Origin of the sequence: Acinetobacter sp. NyZ410, from assembly GCF_022828975.1 — a bacterium.
GTDB classification, from domain to species: Bacteria; Pseudomonadota; Gammaproteobacteria; order Pseudomonadales; family Moraxellaceae; genus Acinetobacter; species Acinetobacter guillouiae.
The window spans coordinates 3,860,880-3,881,065 of sequence record NZ_CP094620.1; the positions used below are offsets into that span (position 1 = coordinate 3,860,880).

The 20,186-nt window shown below is 38.3% G+C and carries 13 protein-coding genes; 5 read left to right on the plus strand and 8 right to left on the minus strand.

The window, feature by feature from the left end; translation table 11 throughout:
• Positions 1 to 163 precede the first annotated feature (163 nt).
• The gene (locus MTO68_RS18285) at positions 164 to 6,169 is read right to left on the minus strand and encodes an Ig-like domain-containing protein (RefSeq protein ID WP_244013811.1); all 6,006 of its coding nucleotides are present in this window, start codon (positions 6,167 to 6,169) and stop codon (positions 164 to 166) included.
• A gap of 74 nt (positions 6,170 to 6,243) precedes the next feature.
• Complete coding sequence (locus MTO68_RS18290; RefSeq protein ID WP_244013813.1) at positions 6,244 to 7,173, minus strand: OmpA family protein; 930 nt, start codon at positions 7,171 to 7,173, stop codon at positions 6,244 to 6,246.
• 370 nt (positions 7,174 to 7,543) lie between these two features.
• On the opposite strand from MTO68_RS18290, the gene dsdC reads away from it, so the two are divergent.
• Positions 7,544 to 8,467, plus strand: coding sequence for a DNA-binding transcriptional regulator DsdC (dsdC, locus tag MTO68_RS18295; protein ID WP_314340592.1), 924 nt, complete (start codon positions 7,544 to 7,546; stop codon positions 8,465 to 8,467).
• 225 nt (positions 8,468 to 8,692) lie between these two features.
• Here the strand turns inward: dsdC and MTO68_RS18300 are convergent, their stop codons facing one another.
• Together MTO68_RS18300 and MTO68_RS18305 are read right to left on the minus strand one after the other, a co-directional pair.
• Positions 8,693 to 9,976 carry an OprD family outer membrane porin gene (locus tag MTO68_RS18300; RefSeq protein WP_209827561.1) on the minus strand — a complete coding sequence of 428 codons (1,284 nt, stop codon included), beginning with the start codon at positions 9,974 to 9,976 and terminating at the stop codon, positions 8,693 to 8,695.
• 31 nt (positions 9,977 to 10,007) lie between these two features.
• Positions 10,008 to 11,354, minus strand: coding sequence for an MFS transporter (locus MTO68_RS18305; protein ID WP_244013815.1), 1,347 nt, complete (start codon positions 11,352 to 11,354; stop codon positions 10,008 to 10,010).
• Between the two features lie 636 nt (positions 11,355 to 11,990).
• Here MTO68_RS18305 and MTO68_RS18310 point away from each other — a divergent pair.
• Both MTO68_RS18310 and MTO68_RS18315 read left to right on the plus strand, forming a co-directional pair.
• Positions 11,991 to 13,067, plus strand: a complete 1,077-nt coding sequence (locus MTO68_RS18310; protein ID WP_244013817.1) for an aromatic ring-hydroxylating dioxygenase subunit alpha — start codon at positions 11,991 to 11,993, stop codon at positions 13,065 to 13,067.
• A gap of 12 nt (positions 13,068 to 13,079) precedes the next feature.
• Entirely contained in the window at positions 13,080 to 14,024 is a 945-nt protein-coding gene (locus MTO68_RS18315) for a PDR/VanB family oxidoreductase (RefSeq protein WP_244013818.1), read from the plus strand.
• Between the two features lie 65 nt (positions 14,025 to 14,089).
• On the opposite strand, the gene MTO68_RS18320 is transcribed toward MTO68_RS18315, so the two are convergent.
• The 3 genes from MTO68_RS18320 to pobA all read right to left on the minus strand — a co-directional run bounded on the left by MTO68_RS18320 (position 14,090) and on the right by pobA (position 17,146).
• Positions 14,090 to 14,770: a GntR family transcriptional regulator gene (locus tag MTO68_RS18320; protein WP_004717728.1), complete on the minus strand. Its 681-nt coding sequence runs from the start codon at positions 14,768 to 14,770 to the stop codon at positions 14,090 to 14,092.
• A 271-nt stretch (positions 14,771 to 15,041) separates the two neighbouring features.
• Positions 15,042 to 15,476 carry a hypothetical protein gene (locus MTO68_RS18325; protein WP_244013820.1) on the minus strand — a complete coding sequence of 145 codons (435 nt, stop codon included), beginning with the start codon at positions 15,474 to 15,476 and terminating at the stop codon, positions 15,042 to 15,044.
• 437 nt (positions 15,477 to 15,913) lie between these two features.
• Positions 15,914 to 17,146, minus strand: a complete 1,233-nt coding sequence (pobA, locus tag MTO68_RS18330) for a 4-hydroxybenzoate 3-monooxygenase (protein ID WP_244013822.1) — start codon at positions 17,144 to 17,146, stop codon at positions 15,914 to 15,916.
• Between the two features lie 137 nt (positions 17,147 to 17,283).
• Here pobA and MTO68_RS18335 point away from each other — a divergent pair, with 137 nt between their 5' ends.
• Positions 17,284 to 18,093 (plus strand): IclR family transcriptional regulator C-terminal domain-containing protein, encoded by an 810-nt coding sequence (locus MTO68_RS18335; protein ID WP_244013824.1) that lies wholly within the window; start codon positions 17,284 to 17,286, stop codon positions 18,091 to 18,093.
• Between the two features lie 439 nt (positions 18,094 to 18,532).
• Positions 18,533 to 19,594 (plus strand): alpha/beta hydrolase-fold protein, encoded by a 1,062-nt coding sequence (locus MTO68_RS18340; RefSeq protein WP_004717735.1) that lies wholly within the window; start codon positions 18,533 to 18,535, stop codon positions 19,592 to 19,594.
• A 172-nt stretch (positions 19,595 to 19,766) separates the two neighbouring features.
• Here MTO68_RS18340 and bamE read toward each other — a convergent pair whose 3' ends face one another.
• A complete protein-coding gene (gene bamE, locus MTO68_RS18345) occupies positions 19,767 to 20,183 on the minus strand; it encodes an outer membrane protein assembly factor BamE (RefSeq protein ID WP_244013826.1) in 417 nt (138 codons plus the stop codon).
• Positions 20,184 to 20,186: the final 3 nt, after the last annotated feature.

A 20,186-nucleotide genomic window follows, 5' to 3' on the forward strand; every position in this document is an offset into this window, starting at 1 on the left:
ATATGTTTTAACTGTATTTTTAATAAATTTGCATTGAAGTATTATTTAAATGTGGTATAGCACCATCACGTGCGTGCCAAACCACACTAAAAAACCCAGATAAATATACAAAAAGCATTCGCTACAGGATGTAGAAAATGCTTTTTGTGCGGTTTAATTAGACTTAAATTAAGTTAGGCTGCTCAACACTGAGTTGCTCTAAATGTTGTGAGACATTGATATGGTTTGTATTCACAACTTCAGCTGGATTTGGCGTATTGGCAAAGCCATCTAAAGTATGACCAACTGCATTAAAAACCTCTAAATGATCCAACTGATTACTCATGCTTAGTGCTGCTTTACTGGCACTTGCTTCAGGAATTAATTGAATATCAATGAGCAATTTATCACTAGATTTATCGCCATCTTTATCGACAAGTGTAAATGTAAACTCTTCTTGGGTTTTACCTACAGGACGAGTCGGAGCTGGGTTATAACTAAAGTCACCAAACTTATCTGCTGACATATTTAATATAAAGCTACCACCGATCTCTGTTTTCACCATCAGTACACCATTACCAGCATCTTGCCAAATACTCGCATTGCTATTGCTACTGGTGATTTGGTTTGTTGCATAGTCATAAGTATAGTCATACCCATCAATCTGAATGATTAACTGACCTGCACCATCGGCACCGAAAGATGAAACAATATTGCCCACATCATCCGTACGAATAGACCCCTGAGTATCAGTAGCTTCTGGAACCAACTCAGACATAATACCGCCGAGATCAGACATATCTTTCAAAATAATAATGTCACTCGAACCATCTTTGTTGGTGCCTTTTTCGCCATCGAAAGCAATTGGTTTTAAGAAATCTGCACCCTCATCCATTTGAGGACCAATACCAATCGCAATAGATTTTATGTTTTGTTCTTTTAAGAACGCTGTCCACTTATCTTCACCGATATCGATATTTTGATTGCCTGGTTCATAATTTGATGGTGACGTTGGTTGGATACCACGTACTCCATCAGTGCCATTACCAAAGTTTGGAATACCATCACTGACAAAGAGCAAACTATTGTTCACCTTAGCGCCGTCCACACCGACAACTGGACCAGCACCTTGATTATTCAAATAACTATGAATAACTTCTTGTAAAGCCGCATCGTAGTTGGTATCTACACCAATATCTTTTGGTCGAGTGCCAAAATTATATAATCCTTTCACAATTTTCTTGGCGTCATCTAATGACACCCATGTATCTGTTTGACCAGGTAGCGAAAGATGCTTGGCTAATTTTGAGAAGCCAATGATATTCACTTTCACGTCTCCATTACCTGGGGCTACACTGTCAAGTTGCTCCTGATACTTATCTAGCATCGTTTCAATCGCTTCGACAGCTGCGTTCATACGCATTTTCTCGCCACCATTTACTGGATCTGGAATACCGCTATCTCTTGCACCCATACTGCTAGAGAGATCCAGACTAATGATCACGTTCGCATAAAAAGTCGTCTCACCATCTGCAACTACAGATATTGGCGCTGCTACTGATTTATCATCTTCCACAGTAATAATGAGGTTAGCATCGCCAATATTGGTATTGATACCAAAATCAAGATCTAAACGTTCACTGTTCTCACCAACATGATCCACTGGCGCTTTAAGACCAATTTCATAAGGAATTGTGGTTTTACCATTGCTGGTCACTGGTGTACCCAAAGTAATCGACATCACTTCTTGACCGCTTGGCGTGGTTCCAACTAAGCCGCCATTTGCTGTTTGAGTCCAGTTTATTGTCTCACCACCAGAAGTGACATCCACTGTTGGCAATGTCATTAAGATATCGCTAATGTCAGCATTACTAGGGTTATCTAAACTCAATTCACCATTTACAACAGCGGCTGTTGAACCATCTCCTAAATCAGCTTCTTTGAGTATCTCGGTTAAGATACCTGTAGGGCTTATATCTAAAGTTACGTGAGCTGGATCCGATACATTGCCAGCTTTGTCTTTGACTGTATATTCAAATTCATCTGGACCGACATAACCCTTGTTTGGGGTATAAGTCACTTCTCCAGTGATTGGATCAACACTAACAGTACCGTTCTGAGGCTGTTTCGTGATCACTACAGTGCTTGGATCTAAATCACCATCTTTATCAGTGTCATTTGAAGTCACATCAATGATCACAGGTGTGTTTTCTTTGGTGTTAGCACTGTCATCAACTGCAACTGGATTAGCGGTGATATCGATTACCACAGTCGCAGGATCAGACACATTCCCCGCTTTATCTTTGACAGTATATTCAAATGCATCTGGACCGACATAACCATTGTTCGGGGTATAAGTCACTTCGCCTGTGATTGGATCAACACTGACCGTACCGTTCTGAGGCTGTTTCGTGATCACTACTGTACTTGGATCTAAGTCACCATCTTTGTCACTATCATTTGAAGTCACATCAATAATGATTGGAGTATCTTCTTTGGTGTTAGCACTATCATCAACTGCAACAGGATTGGCTGTGATATCAATTACCACCGTCGCAGGATCAGATACATTGCCAGCCTTGTCTTTGACTGTATATTCAAATGCATCTGGACCAACATAACCCTTGTTTGGCGTATAGGTCACTTCACCTGTGATTGGATCAACGCTGACCGTACCATTCTGAGGCTGTTTAGTGACCACCACCGTACTTGGATCTAAATCACCATCTTTGTCGGTATCATTTGCAGTCACATCAATAATAATTGGGGTGTTTTCTTTGGTGTTAGCACTATCATCAACCGCAACAGGATTTGCACTGACTTCAACCACTACCGTTGCAGGATCAGACACATTGCCAGCCTTGTCTTTGACTGTATATTCAAATGCATCTGGACCAACATAACCCTTGTTTGGAGTATAGGTCACTTCACCTGTGATTGGATCAACGCTGACCGTACCATGCTGTGGTTGTTTAGTGACCACCACCGTACTTGGATCTAAGTCACCATCTTTATCAGTGTCGTTTGAAGTGACATCAATAATTACGGGTGTATTTTCTTTAGTTTCAGCACTGTCATCAACTGCAACAGGATTGGCGGTGATATCAATCACTACAGTTGCAGGATCCGATACATTCCCCGCTTTGTCTTTGACAGTATATTCAAACTGGTCTGGACCAACATAGCCCTTGTTTGGGGTATAAGTTACTCCACCTGTGATTGGATCAACGCTGACAGTACCATGCTGTGGTTGTTTTGTGATCACTACTGTACTTGGATCTAAGTCACCATCTTTGTCAGTATCATTTGCAGTCACATCAATAATGATTGGGGTGTTTTCTTTGGTTTCAGCACTATCATCAACCGCAACTGGATTTGCACTCACCTCAATCACTACAGTTGCAGGATCAGAAACATTGCCAGCTTTGTCTTTGACTGTATATTCAAACTGGTCTGGACCAACATAACCCTTGTTTGGGGTATAACTTACTTCGCCTGTGATTGGATCAACGCTGACAGTACCATGCTGTGGTTGTTTTGTGATCACCACCGTACTTGGATCTAAGTCACCATCTTTATCAGTGTCATTTGCAGTCACATCAATAATGATCGGGGTGTCTTCTTTGGTGTTAGCACTGTCATCAACCGCAATTGGATTTGCACTCACCTCAATCACGACAGTTGCAGGATCCGATACATTGCCAGCTTTGTCTTTGACTGTATATTCAAATTCATCTGGACCGACATAGCCCTTGTTTGGAATATAGGTCACTTCACCTGTAATTGGATCAACGCTGACCGTACCATGCTGTGGTTGTTTCGTGATCACTACAGTACTTGGATCTAAGTCACCATCTTTATCGGTATCATTTGCAGTCACATCAATAATGATCGGGGTGTCTTCTTTAGTTTCAGCACTATCATCAACCGCAACAGGATTGGCGGTGATATCAATCACTACAGTTGCAGGATCAGAAACATTGCCCGCTTTATCTTTGACGGTATATTCAAATGCATCTGGACCGACATAACCCTTGTTTGGGGTATAAGTTACTTCACCTGTGATTGGATCAATACTGACAGTACCATGTTGTGGTTGTTTCGTGATCACCACCGTACTTGGATCTAAGTCACCATCTTTATCAGTGTCATTTGAAGTCACATCAATAATGATTGGGGTATCTTCTTTGGTGTTAGCACTATCATCAACCGCAACAGGATTAGCGGTGATATCGATTACCACAGTCGCAGGATCAGAGACATTCCCCGCTTTATCTTTGACTGTGTATTCAAATGCATCAGGACCGACATAGCCCTTGTTTGGGGTATAGGTCACTTCACCTGTGATTGGATCAACACTAACAGTACCATGCTGTGGTTGTTTGCTAATCACCACCGTGCTTGGATCTAAGTCACCATCTTTATCAGTGTCATTTGCAGTCACATCAATAATGATTGGAGTGTCTTCTTTAGTTTCATCGCTATCATCAACTGCAACAGGATTTGCACTGACTTCAACCACTACAGTTGCAGGATCAGACACATTCCCAGCTTTGTCTTTGACGGTATATTCAAACTGGTCTGGACCAACATAACCTTTGTTTGGCGTATAGGTTACTTCACCTGTGATTGGATCAACGCTGACAGTACCATGCTGTGGTTGTTTTGTGATCACCACAGTGCTTGGATCTAAGTCACCATCTTTATCAGTGTCATTTGCAGTCACATCAATAATGATAGGAGTGTCTTCTTTGGTGTTAGTACTGTCATCAACTGCAACAGGATTGGCAGTGATATCAATTACCACAGTTGCAGGATCAGACACATTCCCCGCTTTGTCTTTGACTGTATATTCAAATGCATCAGGACCGACATAGCCCTTGTTTGGGGTATAGGTCACTTCACCTGTGATTGGATCAACGCTGACCGTACCATGCTGTGGTTGTTTGCTGATCACCACCGTACTTGGATCTAAGTCACCATCTTTGTCAGTGTCATTTGAAGTGACATCAATAATGATTGGGGTGTCTTCTTTAGTGTTAGCATTATCATCAACCGCAACAGGATTGGCTGTGATATCAATTACCACAGTTGCAGGATCAGACACATTCCCAGCCTTATCTTTGACTGTATATTCAAATGCATCAGGACCGACATAACCCTTGTTTGGGGTATAAGTCACTTCGCCTGTGATTGGATCAACACTGACCGTACCATGCTGAGGCTGTTTCGTGATCACTACTGTACTTGGATCTAAGTCACCATCTTTGTCACTATCATTTGAAGTCACATCAATAATGATCGGGGTGTCTTCTTTGGTGTTAGCACTGTCATCAACCGCAATTGGATTTGCACTCACCTCAATCACGACAGTTGCAGGATCAGAAACATTGCCAGCTTTGTCTTGGACGGTATATTCAAATGCATCAGGACCAACATAACCTTTGTTTGGGGTATAAGTCACTTCACCTGTGATTGGATCAACACTGACCGTACCGTTCTGAGGCTGTTTCGTGATCACCACCGTGCTTGGATCTAAGTCACCATCTTTATCAGTGTCATTTGCAGTCACATCAATAATGATTGGAGTGTCTTCTTTAGTTTCAGCACTGTCTTTTTCTGCGATAGGAACATGCTGAGGATGTTCAATTACAGGAGATTTTTTATTGTTATCATGACCTTGACCAATAGCCACTGCCGCTATCGGAACCAAAGCCAATAACCATAATGGATTAAAGGCCCAAAATGCTGCAACTTCTTCACCACCTAAAGCCTGACCAGCTTCAACTTGATCCGCAAGCAAACTCACGGCATCACTTTTTTCTGCACTTTCTGGGACATAAGGGTAATATTTGCCATTTTCATGCTGACCGATCAGTAAGTTAGACTCCCCTTCTGAATAGCCCAACTCACCATTTGCAGCATAATAGTTTTCAATAATCAGATCTGGCTGATCAACATCCCCACCTTCGAAACTAATCCACAAATCCTTATCATGACGTTTAGTCGCAATATTTTCTGGCCCAAATGAAGTCTCTTTATCGGTAAACTCATAATGAACATTTGCTTTTGCAGCAATTTTTAATGGTTTCCCTTGAGAACCACGACCAAACTCGCCCCCTTCAATATTCAAGGTATCGAGTGTTGATTTTTTAGCATTAATTTTGAGAACAATATTCTTTACAGTCACGTTTATTTCCTTAATTTCAATAATTAAGCATTAATTAATAGAATCAAAATACTAAGTTTTGAAATGAAGCGTAATTACGGCTGAGTACCATAAAGAAGGATCTCAACTCGACGATTGGGCTGATTACATGCCAAACGCGCAGTACGATTTTGAGTGTGTTTTTCAGAACAATCTGTGATCAATAAATTTGTTTTACCACGGCCTTCTGCAGCAATTAAATCAGCAGATAAACCATAATTTACCATCATATTTTTTACACTTTGCGCACGATACGCTGACAACACTTGGTTATAACTTTCCGTACCGTCTGGATCTGTATAACCAATAACATCTATATGGCTAATCTCGGCTGTTTCATTACGAATGGCATCTGCAACATCCTTAATTTCTTGTTTACCCTGAGTTAACATATTTGCTTCATCTGATTTATCAAACTGAAACAAAGCGCCAGCTTGTAATGTAAATTTCTTCAACATTTTAACGGTAGGCTTACACTTTAAATCGCGATCAACACGTGGCAAGGTATGGACTTGTTCCTTTAAATGCTGCTGAGCTTTTTTAATTTCATCCTCATTCATTGCTAAGAAATAAGTCTGCCCATTCTGATCCAGACTCACACGTAAGTAGGTGGTTTTTTCGAGAGGTAAATTATAGTATTGCCCGCCTTTTTCTTTAGTTGCATAGCGATCTTTGACATCCGTTTCAATTGCAACCAACTTTTGGTTATCAGGACAAACTTCAAGCTCTTTATAAGCATTGGGTAACAATGAAGCCAAATATTCTCCACCTACAAAAATATTTACCGCTTTTCCCTCAATTTTCTCATCACGAACAAAAACAACATTTGCTTTATTTTTATTTACTTTTTCATTAATTTTTTGATTTTCAAAGTTATGCCACTTTTCAACAGCCGTACCATTACTACCACCTTTCACAGCACATCCAGACAAGATTGAGCTGAGGAGTAGTGTTGTGACCAACAAGCCTTTATTTGTGACCATCATTAAAATTTGTTCCTTACAGAATTTAAAAGTAAAAAACCTCTACAACGAAACGTTTAAGCTTCGTAGAGGTTGCACATAAAAACCTTTTAGACAGCGAGACCAATATTTTAAATTTCAGTAAGGCTGCCTAAAAACACGTTTTTTCGTGACATATTTCACGGTTTAATATTTAAGGTACGCAAAAATAATGAATTAGGGTTAATACGTCAAATGATAAAAATTTGCCTTTGGGTTAAAATAATTCACCTGAAAAAACATAAGGTTAAATATTGATCTTTAAATATATTTTGATTTAGAAAGCAGTATCTATTTTAAAATTTTTATTTAATATTTCACATGAATTATAAAATATATGACAGCGAGCAATAAAGTGATGAACTTAGATAAGTCATTAACAGGTTTTCAATTATCTAAACTTCATACATTTGAAGTAGCTGCAAGGCATGAGTCTTTTTCATTAGCGGCAAAAGAGTTATGTTTAACGCCAAGTGCTGTTAGCCACCAAATCAATTTATTAGAGAAAGAACTCAATATAAAACTATTTTTACGCTTACACCGTAAAGTTGAACTCACGGCTGAAGGCAAGCACATTTTTTGGGCATTGCAGTCTTCTTTAGGCCATCTCAATACTGAAATTAAGGCCATCCAAAATCAAACTTTATCTGGACCACTCACAATTTATGCTAGGCCATCGATTACACAAAATTGGTTGGTTCCCAAACTGTCTGACTTTATACAGCGCTATCCTTTTATTGAATTGTCCATTTTGACTGGCAATGAAAATGTTAATTTGCAACGAGAAGGGATAGATTTAGCACTTTATTTTGATAACCAACCTTGCCCGCAATTGAATTATCAATACTTAATGGATGAACATATTTTACCTGTATGTAGTCCTGAGTATGCTGAAAAATTCAACCTTGTAGACAATTGGCAGAATTTAAACCAGTGTACTTTACTTCATGACAGCCATGCATGGTGCAATAAGACTGGAACGGGGGAATGGGACAGTTGGGCCGCACATTTTAATATCAATATTGATACCCCTTCAGCGCTTTACTTCAACCGATCAGATCTCGCTTCTATTGCTGCCAAAAATAACCTTGGCGTGACAATGGGGAGAAAACGATTGGTTGAAAAAGCCATTAAAAATGGCGAACTAATCGCACCATTCCCCGATCAGTTTTTACTCTGCGAGCAACATTACTATATCACTTCACTGAAAGATCGCCACTGGCCAAAAATTGAGGCCTTTAGTCTATGGCTCAAAAATCAAACCATGAGTCACGACTAAAATGACTTGCTAACAAACCATAATTAAATCAATACTGTACTCATTTATAAATCGAGTACCTTCTGCTTTTAAATGAGTTTATATTCACATACTTAAAAATCGTCAGAAAGATATCCTTGATCCACTCTGACGAAACATAGATTTTTTATAAAAATTCTCTTCACCATTAGACTGAATTTTAAAACGGTTCTTTAAATCAAAGAACCGTTTCGTAATACAGAACCCTTAGAACTTAAAGCTATAATCTATATTTAAACGAGTTTCATTGGCTGAGTGAAAGACCATATTGGTTGGCATATCATTTCGGTAATGAGAAAAACGTGCTCGCATGCCTAAGCCTTTTAACTTCCCTTCTGGGATTTTATAAGCTAAATCCAGCTCCATCGATTCTTCTTTAAATCGTTTATCGCCATAACTAAGTAAATCAATATCTTGCCCTTTGGCATAGCGGGTCATAAAACGCAGTCCATTGAGAGAAATATCAGCTAATTTTACATTTTTAAAATCATATTCATAACGCAGTGAATAGACTTTCTCGTCTTTATTGGAATAATCCGAGCTCATAAAATCAAGCACCACTGGACTTTCTGTTCCCGATAAAAATGGTAACCCGGTCGAACCAAAGGCCTGCATATAACCCAAAGACAGGGTATGGTTTTGATAATTTAAGCCAAATAATCCACTTAAATGCTGGTTATCTACATCACCGATTTTTTGCCTACCTGCCTCCTGACTATTGAAAAATCGTACATCGCTTAAAAAAGTTAACTGTTCATTTAAAGGCTGTTTACCATTGAAACCTAAAAATTGCTGTTGGTAGATATCATGCAGTTCAGCCTGATAAGCACGGATTCGATACGCATCATTGAGTTGATAAGCGCCACCAAAACTATAGAAGTAATCTGTTGTTGCTGATTGATCAAAACGGCGATTGATATTGTCCGTACCGACATCACTATAATGAATCGAATCACGCTGTCGCACTTGGTCTACATAAAAACCTTCCAATTGTAACTTTGGAATTTCATTGGAAACAAACCGAGCACCTCGATAAGTTTGAGGGAACAAACGCGCAGGTGAAGAAAAAATCGTGGGCAATCGTGGAACCAAATCTCCCACAAAAAGCTCATTTTTCTTAAATTTTGCTTTGGCAGTTAGCCCTATTTTCCCATAATAATCATCTCGTGAATTATCTGCATTTACAGGTAATAAGTTACTCCGTGCATAGTCATCGGCTCGATCTCCAATTAAGTTAAATCCAGCCATTGCCAATACATCAACACCAAAACCAACTGTTCCATCGGTATAGCCCGATTGACCATTAAAGATAATACCTTGTGCCCAATCGCGCGCAGCAGTATAAGGATATGGATCTTGTTTATAGTCTCGGTCAAAGTAAAAATTTCTAAGCGTTAGCTCTGCACTACTGTCTGTCACTAAATCGGCATGCGCCAGGGCACTAAATAATGGGCAAAAGTATACCCACACCCACAAAGATGTTTTTTTCATTTTTTATCTCAACTATTTAATTTTTAGAGGATTAAGTTGTTGTTTTAAGCGTATAGGCTGCTTCATTTTTATGTCGATAAAATGCATTACCTAACATTAAAATAAGTACAATTGCCAAAATAAATACCACCCCGTAATATGCATAAAGCGTGGCTGGCGCTAAACCTTTATCTAAAAAAACGCCTGCTATAGTTGGTGATAAAATGGCACCAATACGTCCAAAACCGATGGCATAGCCTACGCCACGGCTACGAATATCGGCATCGTAAATTGTAGGTGAAATAGAATATAAACCAGCAATACAGCCATTAATCAGCGTTCCAAGTAATAGGCCAACAATCAATGCCACGCTCACTTGGGCCGAGACAGCCACGAATAAAAACACACATGCGGCAGTTAATCCTAGAAATAGACTTAAGGCATAGAAGATTTTGATACGGGATGCCAGCAAACCAATAATTGCTGCACCAAAGATCCCACCAATACTAATTAAAATACCTGTGGTAACCCCTTGTTCAGGCGACATTCCCATTGAAATTAAAATTTTCGGTGTCCAACTCATCACAAAATAAAAGCCAAACATTACGAGAAAGAAAGCGCCCCATAAACACAATGTTTGAAAGCCCTGTTGCCCACCAAATAATTTAGCAAAATCTCCGCCACCCTTTGCATCACTTTTTGCATAATCAGGTAAGGCGTCCAGATGATTTAAGCCCATACGCTGTAACACTGAGTTCATTCGCCCTAACGCTTGTTGCGGTCTTTTTGCCAACAAATAATCTAAGGACTCAGGCAATAACCATATACTCACCAACAGCATTGCAATGGTTGTGATCCCACCTGCAAGGAAAATCGAGCGCCAGCCTAAATGTTCAATCAGTGTCAGTGACAATATCCCACCAAGTGTGGCACCAATCCCATATCCTGTAGACATTAAACTTACCGCGAAACTTCTCCAGCGCGTATTGGCATATTCACTAGCCAAAACATTGCTACTGGCAAGAATACCGCCAACCCCAATCCCTGTGACAAAACGAAGGACTGCCAACATGCTATGACTATTGACAAAAGCGCATGCCAGCATGCTGATTCCAGCAATCACCAAACAAATTAAGATCAGTAAACGGCGACCTATTTTATCGGCAAGTGGTGCCAGAAAAATCGAACCAGCAGCCATACCAAATAGACCAGCACTTAATAACAAACCGATTTGAGCACCAGAAAGCGACCAATCCGCTGAAACTGAAGGTGCGGTAAATGCCATAACCATGACATCAAAACCATCAATAATATTGAGGAAAACACAAATCAAAATCACAAACCATTGATAGCGGCTCATCTTATTTTGACTTATCTCACCAAGCACATCTCTTTCCATTTGTGTATCTCCCAATCTGGATAGGATATACACACGACATTACTGAACTGCGTCGTTGGGTGGTTATGCATATCCGTATCCATAATTACCTAGAGGAATAATTTAATTTTTAAAACTCGTTTTTGAACAAGAATATTTTTTGGAGCGTCCTGCTCTATTTCATCTTGATTAATTGGATCCAAAAATCAATAGAATTATTAAAAAATATTTTCAAAATTAGATTAAAACCTATAAAACACATGATTTAACTCAATATATTTAAATCAAAAGAATGGAAAACGAATATACATATTTGAAAATTATACTAAAATGGATCCATTTAGTTCATTTAACCTCTTCTAAGTAAGTGACCTTATTGAGGATATTCAAAAAGCCCACCCCCTTATTTTTAAATATTTCAGTTTTCGCAACGTAATAGGTATTCAACAAAAATAAAAATTGGATCCAAAAATATAAATAAAAGCACAAAAAACCACATAAATCTCGTAGAGATATTTTTTAAATAAAAACAGTAAAATATTGATAAAAACAAAATAACAAAGCCTAAATAAAAGGATTTAATGATCATTTTATCGATTGACTGTTTATTTGTGTTGATATAAATTGGATCCAATAAGTGATAAGGAGTCATCACAAATGTTTATAAAAAATGCATGGTATGTTGCTTGCTATCCTGAAGATATCCAAGACAAGCTGCTAGGTCGCACCATCTGTGGTGAAAAAATTGTTTTCTATCGCGGCAAAGAAAATAAAGTCGCTGCTGTTGAAGATTTTTGTCCACATCGTGGCGCCCCATTATCATTAGGCTATGTAGAAGATGGCAATTTAGTTTGTGGTTATCATGGTTTAGTCATGGGATGCGAGGGAAAAACCATTTCTATGCCAGCTCAACGTGTAAACGGTTTCCCCTGCAATAAAGCCTATGCAGCCATAGAAAAGTTTGGCTTTATTTGGGTTTGGCCTGGAGATCAAACTTTGGCTGATGAGTCCAAACTCCCAACACTAGAATGGGCAGATCATCCTGAGTGGAGCTATGGCGGTGGTTTATTCCATATCCATTGTGATTATCGTTTGATGGTTGACAACCTTATGGATTTGACCCATGAAACCTATGTCCATTCGAGCAGTATTGGGCAAAAAGAAATTGATGAAGCCCTTCCTGTCACCAAGGTCGATGGTGACCATGTCATTACTGAGCGTTATATCGAAAATGTCATCGCTCCCCCATTTTGGCAAATGGCACTTCGTTGTAATAACTTAGCAGATGATGTTGCCGTAGATCGTTGGCAACGCTGCCACTTCGTTGCACCAAGTAACGTACACATTGAAGTGGGTGTCGCTCATGCAGGATATGGCGGATATCATGCCCCTAAAGATAAAAAAGTGTCATCGATTGTGGTTGATTTTATTAGCCCTGAAACAGAAACCTCACATTGGTATTTTTGGGGAATGGCACGTAATTTCCAACAAGATAACCCGACCCTCACTGATCTCATCCGCGAAGGTCAAGGCAAAATCTTTACCGAAGATTTAGAAATGCTGGAACAACAGCAACAAAATATTTTACGAAATCCCCATCGCCAGTTACTGATGCTAAATATCGATGCTGGTGGCGTACAGTCACGTAAAGTGATTGAGCGATTACTGGCACAAGAAAGTACGCTCACGCCTGAAACAACAAAACATAAGTTTCCAAATATTCGGGTGATTTAAAGGAGAATACACATGGACGTTGTTATTGATAAAATTCATCAACTTACACCATCAATTCGAGCCTTTGAATTGATTTCAAGCAATGGTTCTGCCCTTCCAAGCTTTGAGGCAGGCGCGCATATTGATGTACATCTCAAAAATGGCTTAACGCGCCAATACTCACTTTCAAACTGTTGTCGTGAAAAACACCGTTATGTGATTGGTGTTTTGTATGATGAGCATTCCAGAGGGGGTTCTCGTTGTATGCATAGCGAGTACCGTGAAGGTGATCAATTACGTATTGGCGCACCACGTAACTTATTTGAAATTCATCCTCATACCCAAAAGGCAGTCTTATTTGCAGGTGGTATCGGCATTACCCCGATTCTTTCAATGGCATATCGGCTTAAAGCTCAGCGGATACCATTTGAATTGCATTATTTTGTACGTAGTCATGAAATGATTGCTTTCTATGGAAATTTAACCGAACACTTTGCAGGTCAGATTCATTTTCATATTCAAGATCAACCAGAAACTCAATGTGATATGTCGTCCGTCTTGGAGCAGAATTCATCCGATAGACATTTATATGTTTGTGGGCCAGCAGGTTTTATGGCATTTGTGATGGAGTCAGCTCAACACATGGGCTGGCAGACAGAGCAGCTACATCAAGAACACTTTGTCGCACAAAAGTCAGAGGCATCTAACAATGCGGCGTTTACCATTGAAATCAAAGGCAGTGACCGTCGAATCGAAGTGCAGCCTCATCAAACAGCAACCCAAGCCTTAATTGAAAATGGTTTTGATGTCCCTGTTTCTTGTGAACAAGGTATTTGCGGAACCTGTATCACGCGTGTGCTGGCAGGAATTCCAGATCACCGTGATGTATTTATGACTGACGAAGAACATGCATTAAATAACCAGTTTACCCCCTGCTGTTCTCGAGCAAAATCTACAAATTTGCTGATTGAATTCTAATGAAAAACAGCCCTTTGATTCGATTAAAAGAGCTGCTTAGGGTCTGTTGATATTTCTTTTCGGTTTTATTGAGACAACACGTTTCTTAAGGTCTCGCCCAAAACCACAACACTACTATGTTCCCGCATCAATGTTTCAGCACGTCCAGCTTGTCTATGCATTAAAGCATCGTAAATTGAACAGTGTTGTAGATGGGCATAATGTAAGCGACGATATTCTGAAAGTGCTTGAGTTTGGTCATAGGTAATGGCTTGGGCCGAGGCCATGGGCAATTGATTGTTTTTAGCTAAGGCTTGGATCAATGCAACATTTTGCGCGCCTTGAATAATGGTATCGTGAAAAATCACATTAAAGTGGTGGTAACGTTCCAGTTCATGATCACCAAACTCAGTTTTTCCATCAAAAAGTTTTTCAGTTTCGACAATGCAATTTTGTAGTGTTTTTTTCTGTTCTTCCGTCAAACCTTGTTCTGCAATGGTTTTAGCAGCCAGTCCTTCAAGGATGCCACGCACTTCAAGTGCATCATTGATCAGTTTTTCTGAAATTTCTCGAACTGTATAACCTCGAGTCGGATTTTTAATCAGCAAGCCTTCTTGCTCAAGCAAACGAAATGCCATACGCACAGGCTGTCTGGACACCCCAAGCAACTCAGCCGTTGGGATCTCTGCCACTCTGGCACCGCCCTCTAGCTCCCCAGCAATAATCATTTTTCTAAGTTTAATTAAAACTTGTTGACCTGAAGACATTCACTGTCACACGCTATCAAAAATACCCTTTGATGCTAACAAGTTCATCTATAAAATGAAAACAAATTTTCGATTTGAATCTATTTGGTTTGAAGCTAATGTTTTGGTTTAAGAAGTTACATTACAGACATAAAACCTACTTAATATTAAATTCAACCTTAACTATAACTATTGATACCCTCTCAATTGATGCAGTTTTTTGATAAAAAAGCAACGCGTGTGCTTTTTTATCAAATCTTTAATATATCAATTACATAGAATAATAATTCTATTAGTCAACAGCGATGATTGTAGGCTCGCTAGAATTATAATCAATATAGTGCCAGCCATTTAAAACGGTTGAACAACTATAGTCATCACCACTTAAATCATAAAATGTAAATCCCCAACCTTTTGTATTACGAAATTGTATGCGGCATTGATATATCTTACTGATACCGCCTATTACATTCCCTTCAGCAATACCTAATGCTTTTGCGCAATCAGATGTATAACCTGGTTTTACATTGACTTCCCATTTCAACTCACAACGGCTTCCTTCAACTTTATCACTTTGCTTTTTATTCAACGTATCTGTCACTAGTTCTAAGCTATATCCTGCAGATTTTGGATAGCCAACCTCATAGTTTTTACCCTCATTATTTTTAAGGGAAACCACAATGTACTCTTCATTTTGATCAATACTTAAAATATTTAAATTAGTCATTTTAATTACTCTTTGAGTTATGGAGTAAATAAATTATTATTTTCCAATTGGTAAAAAAATACCCAATTTTTGGTATTTTCTCATTCTTAAGTATTTATTTTTATAAAATAATTTGTAACATCCAGAACCTTTTGTTTTTTAAGTATCAAAAATTCCAGTATTTTTTTCACATTATTTATGAATAATCACACTACTTTTTTCTAATCTTAGTATCCTTTTCTTAACTATATCTTTTCATTGTTTATCAAAAAATTTGCTTAAAATACGTTTAAAAAAAACTTTAAATAAAGCCATATCATTTTAAATTCAGCTTAATTATAAACATGAAAATCAAGCTTTTTATTTTTCGTTTAATTTGGTTAGCAACAAAAAGCCACCTATATTTAATTAAGATTTAAAACCTTGATCAAAATAGGTAACTTTCTATTTTTCAAAAATTAATGACTAAGCAAGTCAGAACGACTCCCCTGCACCTCATTAAACGTTTTAATTTCATAAGGTAAACCCACATAGTTTTCAGCCAATGTGGTTAAACCCGCATGTGAATCTAAAATATAACTCAATTCAGCCTGCTTAATTTTATGATCAAACTCACTTTCCGTTTCAAAACGATGTAGTAAATGCGTCATCCACCATGAAAAACGTTCTGCTTTCCACACACGTTTTAAGCATTTTTCAGAATATTCCTCGATGCCTTGTTCTGAACCATTGAGATAAAATTCAATTAAGGCATTTGATAAATAAGCGATATCAGATGCAGCTAAATTTAAACCTTTTGCTCCTGTCGGCGGAACGATATGTGCGGCATCTCCTGCGAAAAATAGTTTCCCAAATCGCATTGGTTCTGTCACAAAACTGCGTAAAGGTGCAATACTTTTTTCAATTGAAGTGCCTGTAACCAAATTTTTACGACTTTCTTCATCAAGGCGATTTTTTAACTCATCCCAAAATCGTTCGTCAGACCACTCATCAACATGATCCGTCACAGGAACTTGCAAATAATATCGGCTACGGGTTTTTGAACGCATACTACATAAAGCAAAACCACGTTCTGACTGCACATAGATCAATTCATCTGAAACAGGTGGAACATCTGCAAGCACACCTAACCAACCGAATGGATAAATCTTCTCAAAAGTTTTGATTTTATCTTGTGGCACGCTTGCACGACAGACTCCATGATAACCATCACAGCCTGCAATAAAATCACATCTAAGCTGGTACGATTGACCATTTTGCTGAAAGCTAACATACGGGTTTTGCTCAAAATCATGAATTTGCACATTCTCTGCTTCGTAGTAAGTGCACAAACCTGCCGCTTCACGTGCATGCATTAAATCTTTTGTGACTTCCGTTTGTCCGTAAACCGTAACTTGCTTACCCTGAGTTAACTCAGATAAATCCACACGATGCTTTAAGCCATTGGTTAAAATTTCAATACCATCATGCGCTAAGCCAAACTTGTTTAGATTTTCATCCACACCCGCTTGCTTCAATAAATCAACCGATACTTGTTCAAGTATCCCTGCTCGAATACGTGCAGCTACATATTCAGCACTGCGTTGCTCAATGATCACATGCGAGATACCTGCTTTAAACAACAGTTGTCCAAGCAATAGCCCAGCTGGGCCTGAACCAATAATCGCCACTTGTGTGGTTAAATTTTCCATAACATTTTCTCCATATCCTGACCATTAAATTAATTTTTTTGATCTCTTTTTGATATGGTGAAAACTGGATAATCGCCGTATAGTGGCAACAATGACCGTATATCGGCCATAAAATTATAATAGGGAATGGATGAACGATGAGATACGATTTAATTGAGAACGAAGTTTCAGGTGAAACCATTAAGCAAGACGATTACATCGCTGGACTCGCCAAAGGACTAAGTTTGCTTGAAGCCTTTGGAGTTGATCGTCAAAAACTCAATTCGACTCAAATTGCAGAGCGCACAGGATTGAGCCGTACAGCGGCACGAAGATATTTACGAACTTTAAAATATTTAGGTTATTTAGAAACTGATGATCACTACTTTTGGTTAACTCACAAAGTATTACGCTTATCGAGCTCCTATTTAAGCTCTGCACATCTGCCTAAAGTTGTGCAACCTTTTCTCAACCTGTTAAGCGCACAAACCAGCCTGACTTTTTCGCTGGTGGTTTTAGATGAACATGAAGTTGTTCCGATTGCGCGAAGCTACTTACCTCAACATGATAATTTACGCCTCAGCCCGTATGGGATGCATTTGGGCAATCGTTTGCCTGCACATGCAACCTCAACAGGCAAAGTTTTATTGGCAGCATTAAATTTAGAAGAACAAAAACACTGGGTAAATAAATATAGTTTGAAACGCCTCACCGCTTATACCATTCAAGATGAAGTCCAGTTTTATCAAGTATTGGCAGAAATTCAAAAACAAGATTATTGTCTATCAAAAGAACAACATGAATTAGGGGTTATTGCCATTGCAGTTCCAGTATTAAATGCACAAGGCAAAGCCGTCGCTGCGTTAAATTGTATTGCTCAAACACATCGTGTCACTGAAGAACAGCTGATTCAGCAAGTTTTGCCTTTACTGAGAAATACAGCCTATGAGTTAAGGAGTATGGTTTAAAAATACGTTGAAGAAATTTTAATGGGAACCATAGTGCTTAAAGGCTAATTTTTTTAAACGCATAATTTTTAACTTGTTCATGACAGCGCAAAACAATATAAATTTATAAAACATAAAGATCCATATTGATTTTTACCACCAGCTTAAAAGATAATAATTATTATTTGCATATTTATAAAAATCAATTTTATGATCCAATCTATTCTTATTCAGCCAATAGCAAATCGTGTACTCAACTCTATGACTTTGGTCAGTTATAAAAATACAAATAGATGCTGCAAAACACCTGTTTCTGTTAAAAGCACTAACAGCCAGCAACGAAACCTAAATCGAATTTAATCTCTTTTTTTTCTGTAAATCATCCGTACCCATACTTGAGCAATCAATAAGTTTCTCAACAGGCGTAATCACATCACTGTTATCGAATAGGTCATTTTTCATGTTGAAGAAAACTTCTCTCTACTTGGCGCTAGGCGTGTTAATCATGCAAATCTCAATACATACTTTTGCCGATAACAGCATTCGTATTGGAGAAACGCAAAACATATCTTCCGCTATTTTAAATGAAAAAAGACCATTACAGATCTATCTCCCTGCGACATATGGCAAATATCCCAAGCAAAAATATCCTGTGATTTATCTATTAGATAGCGAAAGTAACTTTCATTATTTGACAGGAATTGTCGAGAAATTATCGAAGTCACCTTATCCCTCGATTCCTGAAATGGTCGTTGTGGGCATCGTCAATACAGATCGTGCTCGAGACTTAACCCCAACCAAGCAAAAGCCTGAAATTAATGAAGGACGTGTAATTGAAGGTGAAACTGGTGGAAATGTCGCATTTTTTAAATTTTTAGAATCTGAGCTCATGCCTGATATTGAGAAAAAATATCGTACGAATGGGTTAAATATATTGATTGGTCATTCTTTCGGAGGTATTACCGCACTCAATCATATGCTCAATGGTCAACAAAATATCCAAGCCTATATTGTCCATGACCCTAGTATTTGGTGGGATGATGAGATCATGTTGAAACGTTTTAAGGAAGCGAACAATCAAGATTTTCAGCATAAAACTTTATTTTTAACCCAAGTTGGTGCCAGTGAAAATACAGACAGTTTAGACAACCATTACAAGGGTATCAAAAAGTTCAATCAATATTTAAGTCAACAGCCTTTTACTCAACTGAACTATAAATATGTCCAGTATGAGGGTGAAGATCACGGTACTGTACCAATCAAAGGTAATCTTGATGGTTTGCGTTATATTTTTGAAGGTATGCGAGTCAATATTAAAGCGATCCCAGAAAATCCCAATCTTATAAAACAACATTATGCTCAATTAAGTCAAAATTTAGGCTTTGAGATACAACCCAGTGAGGCTTACTTAGATCGTGTTTTAGACTATTTAAAACGTTCAAACAATCCAAAAGTAATACAACAATTTCAGGACTATATCCTTTCGATCTATCCTCAATGGCGTGTTAAAACATCATCATAAAAACGTATATGATTTAAATGTGCCACAACGATATGACCGCTTATTTAAAGTGTTCACATCGATGTGGGTTTTCTCTTTACACACTGTTGTTTGGGTATGAATTTCATACACGCAAAAATTAAATGCTTAAAGTATACAATTTTAAAGCCTTCAATCATCTACTCACTGATTGTTACTTTAATTCAAGAGAGGGAGGACAGAGGCCATCTTTAGGCTGTATTGGATTCCAGTAAAAGCTTCTTGCGATCTTTTCTTGGTCAAATAAAATTTTAAACTGACATGTTGTAATAGTGTCATTGGTACGGTCTGCAGTTGTGAAATGGAACAAATAATTCCATTCTCTAGCTCTCCAGCCATCCTCATATTGAGGTCGACCAATCAGCGCGTAAAGTTGATCTTTGGTCATTCCTGCTCTGACTTGATTCAAGTTCTGTACATTTGGTAATGTTCCCGCTTTTTTATTTAAAATAACATCATCCACCTTGTGCCATTTCGCTTGCTCGGTTTTACCCTCTTTAGAAATAATGGTTCCTGTGGCACAAGCACTCAATGTTACGGCAATTAAACTCAATATTAATAAATTTTTCATATG

What these genes read in the sequence shown, in the direction of transcription:
- pobA (WP_244013822.1), bottom strand. Translation starts at nt 17,146, where the DNA reads ATGGAAAATTTAACCACACAAGTGGCGATTATTGGTTCAGGCCCAGCT.
- MTO68_RS18340 (WP_004717735.1), top strand. Translation starts at nt 18,533, where the DNA reads ATGTTGAAGAAAACTTCTCTCTACTTGGCGCTAGGCGTGTTAATCATG.
- MTO68_RS18300 (WP_209827561.1), bottom strand. Translation starts at nt 9,976, where the DNA reads ATGAAAAAAACATCTTTGTGGGTGTGGGTATACTTTTGCCCATTATTT.
- MTO68_RS18305 (WP_244013815.1), bottom strand. Translation starts at nt 11,354, where the DNA reads ATGGAAAGAGATGTGCTTGGTGAGATAAGTCAAAATAAGATGAGCCGC.
- MTO68_RS18325 (WP_244013820.1), bottom strand. Translation starts at nt 15,476, where the DNA reads ATGACTAATTTAAATATTTTAAGTATTGATCAAAATGAAGAGTACATT.
- MTO68_RS18335 (WP_244013824.1), top strand. Translation starts at nt 17,284, where the DNA reads ATGAGATACGATTTAATTGAGAACGAAGTTTCAGGTGAAACCATTAAG.
- MTO68_RS18310 (WP_244013817.1), top strand. Translation starts at nt 11,991, where the DNA reads ATGTTTATAAAAAATGCATGGTATGTTGCTTGCTATCCTGAAGATATC.
- MTO68_RS18290 (WP_244013813.1), bottom strand. Translation starts at nt 7,173, where the DNA reads ATGATGGTCACAAATAAAGGCTTGTTGGTCACAACACTACTCCTCAGC.
- bamE (WP_244013826.1), bottom strand. Translation starts at nt 20,183, where the DNA reads ATGAAAAATTTATTAATATTGAGTTTAATTGCCGTAACATTGAGTGCT.
- MTO68_RS18315 (WP_244013818.1), top strand. Translation starts at nt 13,080, where the DNA reads ATGGACGTTGTTATTGATAAAATTCATCAACTTACACCATCAATTCGA.
- MTO68_RS18320 (WP_004717728.1), bottom strand. Translation starts at nt 14,770, where the DNA reads ATGTCTTCAGGTCAACAAGTTTTAATTAAACTTAGAAAAATGATTATT.